This is a genomic window from Niallia taxi (assembly GCF_032818155.1).
Lineage (GTDB): Bacteria > Bacillota > Bacilli > Bacillales > Cytobacillaceae > Niallia > Niallia taxi_A.
On record NZ_CP102589.1, the window covers coordinates 811,453 to 827,369 of the forward strand.

Sequence of the window (15,917 nt, forward strand, 5' to 3'; positions counted from 1 at the left end):
ATGAAAGAAATAACTGAAATGGATGGATTTAGTAGGTTAACTAGAGAACAACAAATAGAAATTTTAAATCTAAAAGTTAATTTTATTGGTCTTGGAAAATCTTCGAATGCATCTAAGGGAGCTCATAGTTGGGCTGATTGGAAAGGACATTCTAAAATGGGAGAGGTTCCTGTTAATGTTAGAATGGAAATGCTAGAAAAAGAGAAACAAGCTAAAGAAGCTCTAAAAATAGCTATAGAAGAGAGGTTGCAGAAATGAAGAAATTTGAAAAGATTATTATGGGCAAAACCATTATAGTGACTGCCGAAAAAGAATTAGAGCCTCAAATAGAAATTTTGTTTGCTATATTAGAACAGGTAGACCCTAATAAATTAATTCATGGATTCTCTTTACAAGTTGGTTGGTCCGTCTATTATTTACAAGAGAGAGAAACCGGGAATTTTATATTAACTACTCCTGATTACTCTAGAAATCCATTTGAAGATATAACAGAAGATTTAACTTTAGCATTGTGGGTACAACTAGAACAAGGTCATTTTTTGAGAAAGATAAATGTCGATGGTTCATCAATAAATTTTAGTGATAAAATCATACTTTCTAAAGGTGTACTTGAACTTGAGAAAATATATTTACAAAGAAATGGAGATGTTGAAAAAGGAGATTCAGGTTGGTATATAGGTCCTATAGAGGATGATAATACTACAGAGTTGTATGCTCTATATGCATATCAACTACTAAAAGTTAAACCAGAGATCATACAAGTTCTTGCTTTACCAAATGACTATATGGTTGTTTTTGAAGGTAATGAAATAAAAGCAGTATTAAACGAAAATGATGTAGATGTTTTTAAAGACTCTTTATAGATTTTATTTATGTTTATGGAGATCTTAAGTTACACAACTAAACTATACAGGTAGCAAAACATTGAATAAAGCACATGATTGTCTACTAATGGCAACAAGTGCTTTTTGTTTTTTGTGAGAAGTTTATGCATTGGACCACTAAAAAAAGATTGTTTGAAATTCATAGCTCATGAAGGTAGTACCATCAAGGCATTCTGTTTTAGTACTGTGTTTATGAAAATAATGAGATAAATAGGCGAGATGACATTTCACATGTCAGCGGTAGTTATGATATGGATTGGCTAATAAACTAACGAGAATGACAAAGCTCGTAGCGATAACCAATGGGTTAATGATGCAAAAGGAAACCTGGTAAATAGATCTATTGTTCCAAAAGGCTACGATAGTGTTGAAGACTTTTTGAAGGTTGTAGACGATACAACGATAAAAGAATTTGGTTACGACAGTGTAGAGGAATTTAAGGCGGTTGTAGGACTTGTAGACGACTACTTAAATGCTTCACCCAAGAACAATATAGTTAATAAAGGATTAGCGGGAGGGAAACACGTGAAAGGCGTAGATTATGATGTATTAGGTTTTTCAATTTTTAGAGGAGATGACGTAAAGTTTTCAATGATATTAGAAAAGAAACTTGTTCAAGGCAACTGATGATACTCAATTTAAAGAATGTACAAAGTTATTAAAAGAAGCGATTGATCAAGGAAAGTTATCTAAAGAATTATTCACTTCAAAACAACTTAGGGATATTGAAAATGGGGAAGCTAGAATAAAAGGCTTGACATGGCATCATCATCAAGTGCCTGGTAAGATGCAACTTGTAATATCTAAAACGCATAAAGTTAATCATTTAGGTGGGAATAAATTATGGGGAGATGGTATTAGATGAGTAATGTAAAATGGAGATCATGGGACGAACCAGTAACTAAAAAAGAAGTGGAGAATGTCGGAGAAACATTAGGAGTGAAATTTCCCTTAGATTATATAGAAGTTGCTATGAACTTCAACGGTGCACATGTTAGCCCTGAAATATTTCAAGTCGAAGGAAAAGAAAAGGTCTTCGGAACATTATTAACATATGACAGTGAAGATGATGAGCATATTGTAGAAGTCTTCAATGATTACAAGGATACTCTTCCAGAGAAAATAATACCTATTGCTTTTGACCCAGCAGGAAATTTAATATGCTTTGATTATAAAAATCATGAAGATAATCCAATTGTTGTCTTTTGGGAACATGAGAACGCTGCTGAAAAAGAAATGTTAATGGAAGAAGAAGGATTAACAGAAGAACAGGCTGAAGAGCGTGCAAGAGAAAATGTATTTTACGTTGCAGCAACATTTACAGAATTTCTGGATAAACTGCATGACTAAAATTATAATAAGATAAGATAAGGCAAAATGTATTAATAATAGTTACAAAGAGAAAAAGCACTTGAGATATCAAGTGCTTTTTCTCTTTTGTAATAAAATCGGTTGAAAACAGTAAGAAAAACAAATGTGAAAGAGAGACTCCATGATGATACCATCATGGATGCCTTTTCTATCGAGATGAAAGATTAAAAAATTAGGGGTGATAGTCTTGAGTAAAGTATTTGAAGATTATTTTTCTGAATTACAAGCAGATATGGTAGCTATTTGTTTAGAATACGTTGAAAATGAGGCAGAGGATATTTACATTTACTGTTCCTATGAGCCAGAAATGTATGTTTTTGACGTATTTTTTAAAATAAATAGTCAATATGTTTTTAAGCATAACTTAAATGATGCAGTAAATAACACAAGTACGATAGGTGAGAAAGCATTTATTTATGATACCTCTGAACAAAGGCAAGAAGCTGTTTTAGATATTGGACTTGAAAATTTAGAAAAAATCCATGAAAAATGTAAAAAATATGGAAAATAAATGCCTACAGAGATAAAGTTACATTATAATGTGAAGCAGAATAGTTTAAAAGGAAAATATAGATATGATTTAGTTTATTCAAATGACGAAGAGCTTTTACCAGATGATATTTTCAATTTTTGGTTTGAAGAAGTAAAAAATGTAAATTACTGAAGTGAAAATGTCTAAATTAATATAAGAGTTCAGTAGTATTCAGGATTATGTTTTATTTTTATAATCTTCAATAGACTAGCGTTTGTTCAAGGCAAGGTTAGTAAAGTAACTAAACTCTAGTTAATAAGCCCTTAACTCAACCGTACAAATCGGCAAACAAAGAGCGGATGTTTCAAGAGCGTTTATGGATGATCTTGGACGGAGCCTTAATACTGGTTCTAATGCGGCATTTGCGGGTCGGGTTGGTGATGTGAGTTCCTACTTGAAGGCTGAGAGTAGAACTGATGTTGGGAAGGTTAGTGGGGATAAAGAAAGTTATTTGAGTATGTTAAGTGGTAGTAGTGTGGATGTTGTTAAGGGTATGGGTAAAGTATATCCAACTAGACAAATAGATTCAGTAACAGAAGCACATATAATTGGTAGAGTGAAGGAATTAAGAGGGAAATTATCGAGTAAATATTAGAAGTCTGGTAATTTTGCTCTTGCAGAGGTGGATGTTAATAGTTTAAATAAAAAGGAATTTTATGCTTCGAGTAAAATAGATGAATTTAAAGGGGATTTAGAAGAAAAAGTTCCTGAAATTTCATTAAAACCAAATGAGCCAATTTTTGAGGCATCTCTAGCACCTGGCAAAGAGGGAAAACCTTTTATGCGAGATTCTGACACTGAGTATAAGATTTTGAATGAAATTGCTTTAAAACTGGGTGATGATGTAAATGCTACTGGTGAAATTAGGTTATTTACAGAACTAGATACGCGTGACAGTTGTAGCAAAGGTAATAAATATAAGAATATTGAATTGGAAGTTATTCACAATAACGATGAAAGACTTAAACCATAAAAGAGGAGTGATATCTTGGAAGACTGGGAATATAATGAAATATTTGAGGCTATTAATGAAGACTACAATGATTATTTAAAATTAAATAGAGGACATGAATATGCAATAGCAAGAACTGTTAATGATTATATAAATCTAGGAAAGATAGAAGACTTTATTGTTGATACTGCTATAGGTGAAATATTGTTATCCAAAAATAATGCCTTTATTGGATATGTTGAAGGGATAACAAAGAGATTAAGTATGTTTAAAGATTTAGATGCTACAAGTGAACTGACACATGAAGAAAATGCAGATTTGACTAATAGAATAGAGAAAGTACTAGATGGTCTTAGTAAGGTTGAGATAGACTATAACCCTTATTCCGAGTAGTAATTTGCGAAGTTGTGATGATTAAATTAATTAAAAGCACTTGATTTCCTTTTTAGGGCATTAGGTGCTTTTTATGTGATATCTATGCTTTGGACAAAATAAAAATGTCTAAATTAAATTCATAGCTCATAAAGGTTGTACCATCAAGGCATTCTGTTTTAATATTGGTTTGTGAAAATAATAATGATAAATAGGTGAGATGACATTTTACGTGCCGAGAGGACTTATGTTACTGCCAAACGCACAAACTAATGAAAATGACAAAGCTCGTAATGCTAAAAGTGGTAATGTTACAGATACATAAAGCTAGTGAATAAAAGGAAAGTGAGGATTTATGAGTGAGACAAAAGGAAAATGATTTCCTTTAAAATCGAAAGCTCATGATGGTTGTACCATCAAGGAGTATCAGTTTAATACTTTGCGGGAAAGTTTTAACTTATGAAGGAACCGAAGTCATTGGACGTGGAGTAAAAAGAGGTTTTACAACTGTTGAAAATATGACAAATGCTAGAATTGTCTTGAAAAAGGATGGAGAAGGGAATTACATTCTAACTGGCTATCCAAAATGGCTCTATCAGGTTATTGAACAAATAAGAGAAGCTGTTAAAACAAAATAACATTATTATTAAACATTAATTGGCTAAAAGCCTTTCAAGGTTTTTTACTTTAATTTATATTAAAACAGTTGAGAATTGAGTGAGACAATAAGAAAATGTTTTGTTTAAGTTGCGCAAAACTAAATGAAGAAGCATTGGAAAAATAGACAGGGTTGGCTTTCAAGAGATGTTGGCTCACCTTTCGTCTTTCCAAATTGATTTTGTGGTAGTGCTGAACACAAGCGGATTATGGCAGTCAGATATTGTAATGGTGTTGATACAGTAAGAGTTAAAGAAATATGGCTGCGATTTTAAAAGCATGGAACAGCCATTTTACAGTATCTATAAGAAAGACCCCAACGATTTTTTGGTCAATGCTATTAAATGGAGACAGAAGGGCTAATGCATTGAAAGAAACACCACCAAGAAAAGTTTCTGTAAAAATCGAAAATATTTATCTAGAAACGTCGTTGAGACCAAGCTCATTTGAGATAATGTATGAAAAAATAGAGAAAAGAAATGTTTGGAAAAATTATAAACGTAAATGGGAGGTTGAAATGGTTGGAACAAAGATTGAATGATTTATATAGAAAGATAGCTGAAACTGTTAATGAAATGATTCCAGAAAAGTGGGAGAGATTTTACTATTATGCTCAAATCTCAGAAGATGGTGGGGGTATATACTTCTTCTATCAGCCTTCAACCAACCCAAGTTTGAATGTATATAGCCTTGAAATTCCTTTTAAATATCAAGTAGACGAAAAATCATTCAAATTAAATAAAAGAAAGCTATTTTCTTTATCGGAAGAAATGAGAGAAGTTTTTAAAAGCGAGGAGCAAGAACTTTGGTACTCTTTCACACTAAAATTAGAAAGTACAGGCCAATTAAATGTGCATTTTGACTATACAGATTGGTTTGATACAGAATATAGTTTCAGTGACCAAATGATTATTTGGAAAAATAAATACTTAGGTGAAGTACCAGACAATGAAAATAATAAAGCTATAATTGATAAGTATTATTTTGAATTTCAAAATGATCCCATTTAAAATAAAGTTTATATGCATGGTCAACAAGAAAGCACTTGATTGTATTAAGGATCAAGTGCTTTCTTGCTTTCAGTGTTAAATTAAACTAGCATAAGGAGTCAAATTCCCTACATCCTCCTATCAGCCGACGACCTATCCGAAAACAACGCCCAGCAAGCCTAACCCAAAGCATCTTCGCCGGCCTTCCATTTGTCCCAGGCATGGCAAAAGAAGCAGGCAAACTCGGCCAACAAGCCCTGAACTCAACCGTACAGATCGGCAAGCAAGGAGCGGATGTTTCAAGAGCGTTTATGGATGATCTTGGAAGGAGCCTTCATACTGGTCCTAATGTGGCCTTTGCGGGTGGGGTTGGTGATGTGAATTCCTACTTGAAGGCTGAGAGTAGGGCTGATGGTGTTGGGAAGGTTAGTGGGGATAAAGAAAGTTATTTGAATATGTTGAGTGGGCGTGGTAGTGGAGTTAAGGATGCAGTTAATGGTGAACAAGATGATTACTTTATAGGGACTCTAAAAGGGCAGGAAATTCACTTAAAAGGTGTAAAGCTAGAAGAAATAATATACACTAAGAGATCCCCGGAAGAAACTGCTAAACTTAGAAAGGAATTTAATAGTACCGTTCGTAAGAAGTTTCTTAAGGAATTTGCAACTGATCCTATTAGAGTCGAATATCTTAAAGAAGCTGGTTTAGTTGCAGTTGATATTGCTAGGATGCAAGACGGACTTAACCCTAAAGGATGGCAAGTACATCATAATTTGCCTTTAGATGATGGGGGAACAAATGATTTTGCGAACCTAGTACTGATTAATAATGATCCTTATCATAAAGCGGTTACTAATGAACAAAACACTTTAACTAGAGGCTTAGCACCCAAACAAAGTATTACAATAAATTGGCCAATGTTTAAAGATGAGATATACCCACCAAAACCCTTTGAAGGAGGGAAAGAGTAGATATGTTGCAATGGAAAAAACTTGTGGAAGAAATTAGAAAAACAGAAGAAAAGTATGGGTCTTCACTTAGAAGACCAGTAGCAGATGCTGAAATTATTAAAATGAATCATAAGATTAAGGATGAATTAGGCGATGTTGTATTACCTAGTTCGTATATTGAATTTCTAAAAAACATAAATGGATTAGATTTTAATGGTTTAGTAATATATGGTGTTGATGAAAAATTTCTTGATAGTAAATTAGAAGAAGACAGCCAAGGGTTTATTGAAACAAATAGGCTTTGGTATGAAAATGAGTGGCAAAAACAGTATTTATTTTTTGGTGATTCTGATACAGCATGGTATTGTTATGATCAAAAAGAAGATTTATATGTTGAACTCGATAAGCCTTCCGGAACTTTAATTGAGTCATTTGAAAGTTTTGATACTATGTTAAGTAATGCACTGGAAACTGCACTTTTGTGATGAGAATTTTACCTCTATAAGTATAATTTTCTGCATCAATATATAGTAACAAACCCAAATCTATTGTTTTGATGTCAGAGTTTTCTTTTCTAACCTTAAAAGCCCGATGTTCAATGGTGCTTTTAAGGTTTTTTTATTTTTTGAACACACGATGAACTACTAACTAGTTCTTATTATAAAGTTAACAATACTGTAATCTCTTGTTAATGGTAATAATATCTTCATAGTGTTAATATATCCATATTATCTTTCTAATCCAGACAAAGGCAAACCATATTGAAAAGATGGGACGCAAAGTCACAGGTCTAAGGAATTCTATGATGGCTGGACTACCTCGATTGAATAATCATCAAGGGGAGTGTCAACATGTTTTTCAAAGCGATAATTTGTCTATGTAAACGTAGACATAAATTCAGTTATTATACTGATAAGTGTGTTCGATGTGGAAAGAAAAGAAAGATCTCATAATAAGTTTAATGCCCATCTACTTTAAGAGAAGGGCCTTTTTTATTTTTTTGAAAGAATGGGTTATATTACCACTATGCCTTAAGTGTGGATGGTAATATAATACCATTTATAGGTCTTAAATCCTATCCAAGGTATCTTATGCTATACTCACACACCGTTAGATACCTTGGTTTTAAATTTTCAAGAGGAATCCTCCTGAAGAAGTCTTCTTAGAGATTCCTTCTTAAAATGAGAAACTGTAGGCTTTGCTTCTGTGTACAGCAGGAGTTCTGTATAAACAGCAAAAGGATTTTCATCAAGCAGACCGATTAACTCATTTAGGTCTTCCCTCACAATAACGGAAAAAGTAACAGCAGTCTGTTCCTTGAATTCTACTAAGCTGACACTGATATGCTCTAAAACCTCTATGTCTTCTTCAGCCATTGGTTCTGTGATTACTGCCTGTAACTTTATTATATTTTCAGATGTATCAAACTCTTCTGGTGTGTCTTTATAAACCTCTTCTAAAAAAGGATAATCCGAAATCCTGCTTTTTCTATTGCAATCTTCAATAAGTAGAAATCCAATAACATAGTTCCAGCCATCTTCCTTTGTTTGCATAAGACGAAAGATTTCAAAGTTTTTCATCCTCAGCTCGCCAATTAGGTATACCTCTGGCATTTTCAAAGTATTACACCTTCTTTTTTTAGAATTTAATCTACTCGTAAAATGCTCTTTTGAACTGAAATGACAATCTAATAATATAGGCTTTGTCCACTTCATTGTCATAGTATCTTGAATATTCCCCTAAAACAGTCACTTATCCTTTTTTGAAATGATAGATGAGCTGTTTATCATTTTCTTCACTTTCATTTGCTAGTCATTGTGTAAAAATGCCTTTTTAGGTTTGTCATATAAGAGCACAGCCAAGTTCCTCCTAAAGGTTATCTATAGACTATAATAACAAATTGATGCCTAAAAATTAGTGAACAAACCCAAAACAATCTAAAATAGAAGCTAACGAGAATACAGGAAAGATAACTAAAGAGAGGTATAAAAAGATGAACATACAAGTATTTATAGTAAATGCCTTTACAAAAAACAAAACAGGAGGCAATCCTGCTGGAGTTGTAGTAGAGGGAGACGGACTGAGTGCCGGTGATATGCAGTACATCGCTACCGAAATGGGATTGTCTGAAACTGCTTTTATTCTAAGCTCCGCATCTGCCGATTATAAAATCAGGTACTTTACACCAGCAGCAGAAGTAGATTTATGCGGCCATGCCACAATCGCAAGCTTTGCCCTTTTAGTGCAAAAAAATATTATAAACAAGGGCAGCTTCACAATTGAAACAAAAGCTGGCATTCTTCCAGTAAAAGTGGAAAGGGAAAAGGTGTTTCTCACACAGAATAATCCTGAATTCAGCCAACAGTTGGACAAAAAGGATATTGCCCTGTTACTTAACATTTCAGAGGCAGATATTATGAATGACCTGCCCATTGAAATTGTCTCAACAGGCTTAAAGGATATCCTTGTACCAATCAAAAATAATGAAGTACTGCAAAGCCTGCAGCCAGACTTTAATACAATTGAAGAAATAAGCGTCGAGCATCAAGTTGTGGGCTACCATGTTTTTACATTAGATACTAATACAAAGGCAAATGCCTTTTGTCGTAATTTCGCGCCACTCTATGATATTAACGAAGAAAGTGCAACAGGCACAGCTAGTGGAGCATTGACAGGCTATCTACATAAACACAGATTAATAGATCCAGCCAGCACAAGTTTAATATTTGAACAAGGTCATGCGATGAAAGCTCCATCTGAAATTATCTCCCGTTTTAAAGTGGATAGTTATAATGAGATACAAACTTTGGAGGTTGGGGGAGAGGGGATCTATTTATCTTCTAAATGGATAGAACTGCAATAAAAAAAGGAGGGGGGTTCCCTCCTTAAGCAATAAAGTCATTAGGATAACTAGTCTGAAAATGATTGAGCAAAGAAGGCAATTGCTTTTGGAATGCAAGGCAGATCTGCTGTCCGGCAGGGTAAGGATAAATTGTCTTATTGCAAAAAATACAAACATCCTTTTCTTTGAAAATATGCATAACGTTTAAAGGGAAGGGCATCTTTTTGTTTCCCACTAGAAACTGATATAAATGATCATTAATGCGGAAATTTATTTGATAACCATCGAAGGAGCTTAAGTTGCTGATTTTTACGTCTTGATATGGTAACCCTTTGACATTTAGCATAGAGTGCATCTCCGTTTCCTCTAAGTAAGATATTTATATTTATTATATTATTAAAAGTAAGCGCGTTCAATTATTGTTAAGTATGTTGTTTTGTTTTCTGTAAATGAAATTGAGATATATAGCAAAAAGCCGCTTATCAGCGGCCTTCTTACTTTGAGTGTATTACAGTTTAAATTTATCCATCGTATCATTAAGCTCTTTTGACATCTCATTAAGTTCATTAATTAATCTGCCGACTTGTTCATTAGTTGCAGTTTGGCTTTCAGAAGCAGAAGCGACAGCATTAACATGGTCCACATTTTCACTTGCGATTGCAGCTAATTCTTCAGAAGAGGCTGTTATTTCCTCAACACTTGCGGACAGCTCTTCAGAAGTAGTGGATATTTCTTGAATTTGAGCAACAATATTTTCAATGGAAGCAAGAATGTTTTTAAAGGCTAGTCCAGCATTATTAGCAGAGAACAAGCTGCTTTCCATTTCACTTTTACTTTTAAGAGTAGAAGTGACCGCAGTTTCTGTATCATGTTTAACTGCTTGGATCAAGTCAGCAATTTCCTTTGCAGATTCCTTCGAGTTCTCCGCCAGCTTTCTAACCTCTGTCGCAACGACAGCAAACCCTTTACCGTGCTCACCAGCTCTTGCTGCTTCAATTGTCGCATTAAGAGCAAGCAGGTTTGTTTGCTCAGCGATATTAGTGATAACCTCTGAAATCGCGCCAATTCTGTTTGTTCTTTCTCCCAGGTTTTCCATAACAGATACTGTTTCAGTGACAGTTGTGTTAAGACCTTTTAACTCGTCCAAAGTATTTTGGATAACTTTATTGCCTTCATTAGCAGCGTCATTCACATGTACAGAATAATCAGCGACAGATGACGAAGAGCTTGCAATAAGTTCAATGCCTTTTGCCCCTTCAGCCATCGTAGCTGCCATATCATTAGCAGTATCCTTTTGAAGTAAAGAACCAGTGGTTACTTGTTCAAATGATTCTAAAATTCCCCCTGATTGTGCCTCCAAATCCTGTCTTGCTGTGAGCAATTGACTCGAAGTGTCTAATAATCTGCCTTCTGTCGTTTTAATGCGGTCAATCATGCCAACTAAGCTTGCGACCATTGTATTAACAGCATTGGCCAGCTGTTGGAACTCATCTCTGCTATTGAAATGAAGTGGTTCACCAGATAAATCATTATCGCTGATTTGTGTAAGCCTTCCCTCAATCACTTTAATTGGTTTTACAACTGTATAGATTAACCAAGCTGCTACAGCGAGCGCAATAACAGCCGTCAAGACCGCCATAACCATAAATACATTCTTCTGAGAATGATTTTCAGAAATGAGGTTATCACCTGTATCTGTTAGTTGCTGATCTACTGTATTCTTAACCTTGTCCCATGCATCCATTGCATCTGTCGACCAAACTTGGCAATATTGTTCCATTAACGGAATTGCCGCATCGAATCCGCCATCTTCATATGCAGGAATTACTTGGTCAGTAATAAGATTATTCCATTTTTCCGTTTTAGCGACAGCATCTGCATAATCTGCGTTATCTCCTAATAATAACTTTTCCATTTCATCCATTAATACAGCAGACTCTTCTGCATTCTCAGCAAACTGCGCTTTATAGTTTTCATCCCCATATAACACATAACCACGAGCCATAATGACACGTTGAGATAAATTTTCCTCTAGGGTATTTGCTAAAGAAACAAGCTTATAATCTTTATCAATCAATTTGGTCATCTGATCATCGGCACGATCATTCCCCCAATAACCGACTACCGCAAACCCTATAATAAACAATAATATTGCACCAAACCCAATAAACACTTTTCTTCTAATTCCCATTTTTTCCCCTCGCAATAACTTTTATTTGTATTTTTTGATTTTAAGAATTTTTAAACTGAGATATATGTATTAAAATAGATTTTGATAATAGCACAACAGTGACTATTTACCCAAATATTTAGACCTATAAACTTAACAATACAAATTTTATATGAAAAATTAGAGTGATTAAAAATATAGAGAAAAATGTATCAAGAAAATTATTTTTGTATAACAATATATACCAGCTGAAGGTGTGTTTTGTAAGCCCAGAGAATTGGCTTGGAAGAGTGTAAAATTGTTTGGCTTTTACCATTACAGAGTACTTCTTTGGAATGCTTGGTACATACAAAGTTCAATAATCGAAACAGAAACCCGCATATTGTTTAAATACAATATTCCAAACTTAGGGATTCTTGTTTGAGGTGCTTTTGGATACAATATTCCTTACTTAATAATGGTAAGAATGATATGTATATATAATAGAAGAAACTAGGAAGCGTTTTCATAAATAGTAACCTATATAATCAAAAACTAATAGTTTAATAAACAGGATGTTATCAAACCCATCCAACTTTTTGTAACTAGATTGCTAAATGAAAAGTTAGTATAATAGAATGATAAAAGCGGAGAGGTGAATACATTAATGATTGACATTCATTGCCACATATTACCTGGTATTGATGATGGTGCAAAAACAATAGAGGATAGCATAGAGATGGCAAAGGTTGCAGCTGAAGAAGGTATACACACCATTATCGCTACACCTCATCACAAAAACAATCAATTTACTAATAATAAAGAAGATATTCTCAAGCATGTGGAAAATTTAAATAAGCAGTTTACTGAAAGGAATATTCCAATTAACATCCTGCCAGGACAGGAAGTACGTATATTTGGAGAGCTACTGGAGGACTATGAAAAAGGGGAAATACTAACATTAAATCATACAAAATACTTGTTTGTTGAATTTCCATCTTCATCTGTCCCAAGATATGCTGAAAGATTGCTTTACGATATCCAAACACAAGGTATTATTCCAATAATCGTCCATCCAGAACGAAACAAAGAGTTACAGGAAAACCCAGATTTAATGTACAAGCTTGTACAAAATGGGGCACTGACACAAGTAACAGCAGCAAGTGTATGTGGTTACTTTGGGAAAAAAGTAAAACAATTCTCCGAACAGTTAATTGAAGCAAATTTAACTCATTTTATCGCATCAGATGCTCATAATACGACAAGCCGCACATATAAAATGAATCAGGCATTTGATGAAATAGAAGCGAAGTTTGGATCTGATTATGTTTATATGTTTACAGAAAATGCTGAGTTACTTATAGAGAATAAGAATATTTATAAAGAGATGCCACAACCAATTAGAAGAAAGAAGTTTCTTGGGATATTTTGAGGATATTCCAAGAAACTTCTTTTTTAGATTGAAATCCTAGTTTTTATTCTAAATAAATAATAATCTGAAAAGTTCATTTTTCTAATCTGTTATATGCAATTGGTGGAAATATTTTTAGGACAGATGTTTTTTTGAAATTATTAGAAAGTATTTTTAACTTTTTTCGACAAAAAACAACAAATGTCGCTATTTACTCAAACAGAAATTAAGTGCTATGATAGTTGTGCTATATAAAGAACGAAACAACTGAAAACGAGCAAAATTGCTCGTTTTATTCACTTATTAAAAAATAAGTTATATAGTTGCTCCAGATTTCATATCCTTTTTTATTGGGTGTTCCATCTTGATTAATATAATCTAAGATTTCGTTGCTGTCGCCTTCCGGCCAATCCTTCCAATGATCTAAGTATGTAATATTTTCTGATTCTGCATATTCTTTTAATGCAGCAACTTGAGTAGGATAAAGGCTGGCGTTATATATTGGATTTGCTGGTTGTAGGATGAATGTTACATTAGGTAACTGCTCTTTTGTTTCTTTTATTATGGTAGAGAGATTAGTAAGAGTAGTATTAATATCTATAATATTATTGTCTGAAAGAAGAAACGGTTCAAAAATAATCATATCCGGTTTCTCATCAATTAAGGTTTCTGTATCACCATTTAATACATAGTTGCTTGTGGTTTCGTTGAATACCATGCTATCTATTGATACATATTTATCATAAGTGTTTATTAATGCTTCCCTTAAATTAGACATCAGGCCTAAATCTAAATTCCCAATTGATTCAGATCCTAGTAATAATATATGGTAAGTATCATCATTATTTATTGCACTTTCTAATTGTTTTTGTGAATCTTCTGGCCATGCACTAGCAAACTTTAAATAGTAGTCTGAATCAATATTATTTACTGAACTTGAAGGGGAATTTGAGTTATTGTTTAAAGGACTGGTTTTTACATTTCCCCAGTGAATATTCCCAATTACAAGAACAGCAGTCAGTAAGATAGACAAAACAGTAATAATAATAGCTTTCATTATAACCTCCATTTATAAATTATGACTTTATAATTATAGCAGAAAAAGCTATTTAGGGAATTATTCCCTAAAACAAAAAAAGACTACTAAAAATGTAAAATACTTGTTAAAGTAGAGTTCGAAGATAAAAATACAAGAATACTAAAAGTATTACAAGAAGAAACAATTTTAGCAATCTTATGTGATATAATTATCATGTTTTTATTTATTTTTAGGAGGAAATCATGGAAGAAACAATCAGTTTAAAAGAACTATTTCAAACTTTAAAGAAGAGAATCGCACTAATCATCTCCATAACATTAATCGCCATGATTATTAGTGGAGTAGTAAGTTACTTCGTAATAACACCAGAATACAAATCTTCTACACAAATACTTGTAAATCAAGCTAAAGATGACCAGACAGTTTATAACTACAATGAAGTTCAAACAAATATCCAATTAATTAACACTTATAGTGTTATTTTAAAAAGTGCTGCTATTTTGAATGAAGTTAAGACTGAATTGGCTTTAGATTCGAGTGTATCTGAGTTAAATGAAAAAATCTCAGTTGAAAGTGCGCAAAATTCCCAAATCATGACTGTTTCGGTAACAGATCCGGACCCAGCAGTTGCTTTGGATATCGCCAATAAAACAGCAGAAGTTTTTGAAAAAGAAATCAAAAAAATAATGAAGGTAGATAACGTTAGTGTTCTTCCACTTGCAAATGATCAAGAAAATCAATCTCCTATTAGTCCTAATCCTCCATTAAATATTGCTATTGCTGCAATAGTGGGATTAATGATTGGGGTAGGTCTTGCATTTTTATTAGAATTTTTAGATAGCACTGTTAAAACAGAACAAGATATTGAAAAATTGTTGAACTTGCCAGTATTGGGGGCAATAACAACAATAGATGAAAGTAAAGCGACTAAATTAAAGGGAAATATAGGTAAAGGAAGAGGTGGTTCAGTTGGTAGCAAATAATAGAAAAATATTATTGGATAGTAAAAGGAAAATTATTGCGAAATACGATCCGAAATCACCAATTTCTGAGCAATTCCGAACAATTAGAACGAATATTTTATTTTCCAATGTAGACGAAGAGATAAGAACTATTATGGTAACTTCTTCAGGACCGGGTGAAGGGAAATCCACAACTACGGCAAATTTGGCAGTGGTGTTTGCTCAACAGGGTAAAAGTGTACTATTAGTAGATGCAGATTTAAGAAAACCCACTGTACATTACACTTTTAATACCCTTAACACCTCAGGTTTAACATCGGTGTTAACTAACCAAATGTCATTAATGGAAGCAGTACAAAATAATGATGAAAAGAATTTATTTATCCTTCCAAGTGGACCTATTCCTCCTAATCCGTCTGAGTTGTTAAGCTCTCGAGCTATGCTCCATTTTATAGAACAGGCGCTTGAAGAATTTGATATTATTCTTTTTGATACTCCTCCTGTACTAGCGGTAACAGATGCTCAAATTTTAGCTAATTTATGCCAAGGAAGTGTTTTGGTAGTTAGTAGTGGTAAAACTGAGAAGGATTCATTAGTTAAAACAAAGGAACTTTTATCAGTTTCAAATGGTAAGATTCTCGGTGTGGTTTTAAATAATAAAAAACTAGATAAAAATAGCAATTATTACTACTATGGAAACAATTAACAACTGTTCGAAAAAAATACCTAGTTATAAATAATAAATAGAAGGTACCTAATAAGGTTTTAATTTATAAAATGCTCTTTATATAGGTATCTTCTTATAGA

At 33.3% G+C, this 15,917-nt stretch carries 18 protein-coding genes, 4 pseudogenes and 1 riboswitch; of the genes and pseudogenes, 18 read left to right on the forward strand and 4 right to left on the reverse strand.

Going from position 1 to position 15,917, the window contains the following annotated elements; genetic code table 11:
- The 14 genes and pseudogenes from NQZ71_RS04035 to NQZ71_RS04100 all read left to right on the forward strand — a co-directional run bounded on the left by NQZ71_RS04035 (position 1) and on the right by NQZ71_RS04100 (position 7,192).
- Positions 1-258, forward strand: a complete 258-nt coding sequence (locus NQZ71_RS04035; protein WP_317011360.1) for a hypothetical protein — start codon at positions 1-3, stop codon at positions 256-258.
- Positions 255-863: an immunity protein Imm33 domain-containing protein gene (locus tag NQZ71_RS04040; RefSeq protein WP_317011361.1), complete on the forward strand. Its 609-nt coding sequence runs from the start codon at positions 255-257 to the stop codon at positions 861-863. The genes NQZ71_RS04035 and NQZ71_RS04040 overlap by 4 nt, the downstream gene beginning before the upstream one ends.
- A gap of 333 nt (positions 864-1,196) precedes the next feature.
- Positions 1,197-1,749: pseudogene (locus tag NQZ71_RS04045) on the forward strand (HNH endonuclease); the annotation flags it as partial.
- Positions 1,746-2,234, forward strand: coding sequence for an SMI1/KNR4 family protein (locus NQZ71_RS04050; protein ID WP_317011362.1), 489 nt, complete (start codon positions 1,746-1,748; stop codon positions 2,232-2,234). The pseudogene NQZ71_RS04045 and the gene NQZ71_RS04050, both read left to right, overlap by 4 nt.
- 208 nt (positions 2,235-2,442) lie before the next feature.
- A complete protein-coding gene (locus NQZ71_RS04055; protein WP_317011363.1) occupies positions 2,443-2,766 on the forward strand; it encodes a hypothetical protein in 324 nt (107 codons plus the stop codon).
- Positions 2,767-3,103: 337 nt separating this feature from the next.
- A complete protein-coding gene (locus NQZ71_RS04060; protein WP_317011365.1) occupies positions 3,104-3,382 on the forward strand; it encodes a hypothetical protein in 279 nt (92 codons plus the stop codon).
- Between the two features lie 12 nt (positions 3,383-3,394).
- A pseudogene (locus tag NQZ71_RS04065) lies at positions 3,395-3,760 on the forward strand (deaminase domain-containing protein); the annotation flags it as partial.
- A 15-nt stretch (positions 3,761-3,775) separates the two neighbouring features.
- Positions 3,776-4,132 carry an Imm3 family immunity protein gene (locus NQZ71_RS04070; RefSeq protein ID WP_317011366.1) on the forward strand — a complete coding sequence of 119 codons (357 nt, stop codon included), beginning with the start codon at positions 3,776-3,778 and terminating at the stop codon, positions 4,130-4,132.
- Between the two features lie 431 nt (positions 4,133-4,563).
- A pseudogene (locus NQZ71_RS04075) lies at positions 4,564-4,749 on the forward strand (RNase A-like domain-containing protein); the annotation flags it as partial.
- Positions 4,750-4,853: 104 nt separating this feature from the next.
- Positions 4,854-5,110: pseudogene (locus NQZ71_RS04080) on the forward strand (recombinase family protein); the annotation flags it as partial.
- A complete protein-coding gene (locus NQZ71_RS04085) occupies positions 5,028-5,309 on the forward strand; it encodes a hypothetical protein (protein WP_317011769.1) in 282 nt (93 codons plus the stop codon). The pseudogene NQZ71_RS04080 and the gene NQZ71_RS04085, both read left to right, overlap by 83 nt.
- Positions 5,290-5,778, forward strand: coding sequence for an antitoxin YezG family protein (locus NQZ71_RS04090; RefSeq protein WP_317011367.1), 489 nt, complete (start codon positions 5,290-5,292; stop codon positions 5,776-5,778). The genes NQZ71_RS04085 and NQZ71_RS04090 overlap by 20 nt, the downstream gene beginning before the upstream one ends.
- Before the next feature lie 200 nt (positions 5,779-5,978).
- Positions 5,979-6,728 (forward strand): HNH endonuclease signature motif containing protein, encoded by a 750-nt coding sequence (locus NQZ71_RS04095; protein ID WP_317011368.1) that lies wholly within the window; start codon positions 5,979-5,981, stop codon positions 6,726-6,728.
- A gap of 2 nt (positions 6,729-6,730) precedes the next feature.
- Complete coding sequence (locus NQZ71_RS04100) at positions 6,731-7,192, forward strand: SMI1/KNR4 family protein (protein WP_260056221.1); 462 nt, start codon at positions 6,731-6,733, stop codon at positions 7,190-7,192.
- Positions 7,193-7,447: 255 nt separating this feature from the next.
- Positions 7,448-7,529: riboswitch (cyclic di-GMP riboswitch) on the forward strand.
- Positions 7,530-7,840: 311 nt separating this feature from the next.
- Here the strand turns inward: NQZ71_RS04100 and NQZ71_RS04105 are convergent.
- On the reverse strand, positions 7,841-8,326 hold the full coding sequence (locus NQZ71_RS04105) for a hypothetical protein (protein ID WP_317011369.1): 486 nt from the start codon (positions 8,324-8,326) through the stop codon (positions 7,841-7,843).
- Between the two features lie 374 nt (positions 8,327-8,700).
- On the opposite strand from NQZ71_RS04105, the gene NQZ71_RS04110 reads away from it, so the two are divergent.
- Positions 8,701-9,570: a PhzF family phenazine biosynthesis protein gene (locus NQZ71_RS04110; protein WP_317011371.1), complete on the forward strand. Its 870-nt coding sequence runs from the start codon at positions 8,701-8,703 to the stop codon at positions 9,568-9,570.
- A gap of 22 nt (positions 9,571-9,592) precedes the next feature.
- On the opposite strand, the gene NQZ71_RS04115 is transcribed toward NQZ71_RS04110, so the two are convergent.
- Both NQZ71_RS04115 and NQZ71_RS04120 read right to left on the reverse strand, forming a co-directional pair.
- Entirely contained in the window at positions 9,593-9,895 is a 303-nt protein-coding gene (locus NQZ71_RS04115; protein ID WP_317011372.1) for a hypothetical protein, read from the reverse strand.
- Between the two features lie 162 nt (positions 9,896-10,057).
- Positions 10,058-11,740, reverse strand: coding sequence for a methyl-accepting chemotaxis protein (locus tag NQZ71_RS04120; RefSeq protein ID WP_317011373.1), 1,683 nt, complete (start codon positions 11,738-11,740; stop codon positions 10,058-10,060).
- Between the two features lie 625 nt (positions 11,741-12,365).
- Between NQZ71_RS04120 and NQZ71_RS04125 the strand changes: the two genes are divergently transcribed.
- Positions 12,366-13,130: a tyrosine-protein phosphatase gene (locus tag NQZ71_RS04125; RefSeq protein WP_144454074.1), complete on the forward strand. Its 765-nt coding sequence runs from the start codon at positions 12,366-12,368 to the stop codon at positions 13,128-13,130.
- A gap of 271 nt (positions 13,131-13,401) precedes the next feature.
- Here NQZ71_RS04125 and NQZ71_RS04130 read toward each other — a convergent pair whose 3' ends face one another.
- Complete coding sequence (locus tag NQZ71_RS04130; RefSeq protein WP_317011374.1) at positions 13,402-14,166, reverse strand: SGNH/GDSL hydrolase family protein; 765 nt, start codon at positions 14,164-14,166, stop codon at positions 13,402-13,404.
- A 224-nt stretch (positions 14,167-14,390) separates the two neighbouring features.
- On the opposite strand from NQZ71_RS04130, the gene NQZ71_RS04135 reads away from it, so the two are divergent.
- On the forward strand, positions 14,391-15,131 hold the full coding sequence (locus tag NQZ71_RS04135) for a YveK family protein (RefSeq protein ID WP_317011375.1): 741 nt from the start codon (positions 14,391-14,393) through the stop codon (positions 15,129-15,131).
- A complete protein-coding gene (locus tag NQZ71_RS04140; protein WP_317011376.1) occupies positions 15,118-15,816 on the forward strand; it encodes a CpsD/CapB family tyrosine-protein kinase in 699 nt (232 codons plus the stop codon). Before NQZ71_RS04135 ends, NQZ71_RS04140 begins: the two co-directional genes overlap by 14 nt.
- Positions 15,817-15,917 lie beyond the last annotated feature (101 nt).

What these genes read in the sequence shown, in the direction of transcription:
- NQZ71_RS04110 (WP_317011371.1), top strand. Translation starts at nt 8,701, where the DNA reads ATGAACATACAAGTATTTATAGTAAATGCCTTTACAAAAAACAAAACA.
- NQZ71_RS04115 (WP_317011372.1), bottom strand. Translation starts at nt 9,895, where the DNA reads ATGCTAAATGTCAAAGGGTTACCATATCAAGACGTAAAAATCAGCAAC.
- NQZ71_RS04130 (WP_317011374.1), bottom strand. Translation starts at nt 14,166, where the DNA reads ATGAAAGCTATTATTATTACTGTTTTGTCTATCTTACTGACTGCTGTT.
- NQZ71_RS04100 (WP_260056221.1), top strand. Translation starts at nt 6,731, where the DNA reads ATGTTGCAATGGAAAAAACTTGTGGAAGAAATTAGAAAAACAGAAGAA.
- NQZ71_RS04050 (WP_317011362.1), top strand. Translation starts at nt 1,746, where the DNA reads ATGAGTAATGTAAAATGGAGATCATGGGACGAACCAGTAACTAAAAAA.
- NQZ71_RS04035 (WP_317011360.1), top strand. Translation starts at nt 1, where the DNA reads ATGAAAGAAATAACTGAAATGGATGGATTTAGTAGGTTAACTAGAGAA.
- NQZ71_RS04085 (WP_317011769.1), top strand. Translation starts at nt 5,028, where the DNA reads ATGGCTGCGATTTTAAAAGCATGGAACAGCCATTTTACAGTATCTATA.
- NQZ71_RS04125 (WP_144454074.1), top strand. Translation starts at nt 12,366, where the DNA reads ATGATTGACATTCATTGCCACATATTACCTGGTATTGATGATGGTGCA.
- NQZ71_RS04095 (WP_317011368.1), top strand. Translation starts at nt 5,979, where the DNA reads ATGGCAAAAGAAGCAGGCAAACTCGGCCAACAAGCCCTGAACTCAACC.
- NQZ71_RS04135 (WP_317011375.1), top strand. Translation starts at nt 14,391, where the DNA reads ATGGAAGAAACAATCAGTTTAAAAGAACTATTTCAAACTTTAAAGAAG.
- NQZ71_RS04120 (WP_317011373.1), bottom strand. Translation starts at nt 11,740, where the DNA reads ATGGGAATTAGAAGAAAAGTGTTTATTGGGTTTGGTGCAATATTATTG.
- NQZ71_RS04040 (WP_317011361.1), top strand. Translation starts at nt 255, where the DNA reads ATGAAGAAATTTGAAAAGATTATTATGGGCAAAACCATTATAGTGACT.
- NQZ71_RS04060 (WP_317011365.1), top strand. Translation starts at nt 3,104, where the DNA reads ATGGATGATCTTGGACGGAGCCTTAATACTGGTTCTAATGCGGCATTT.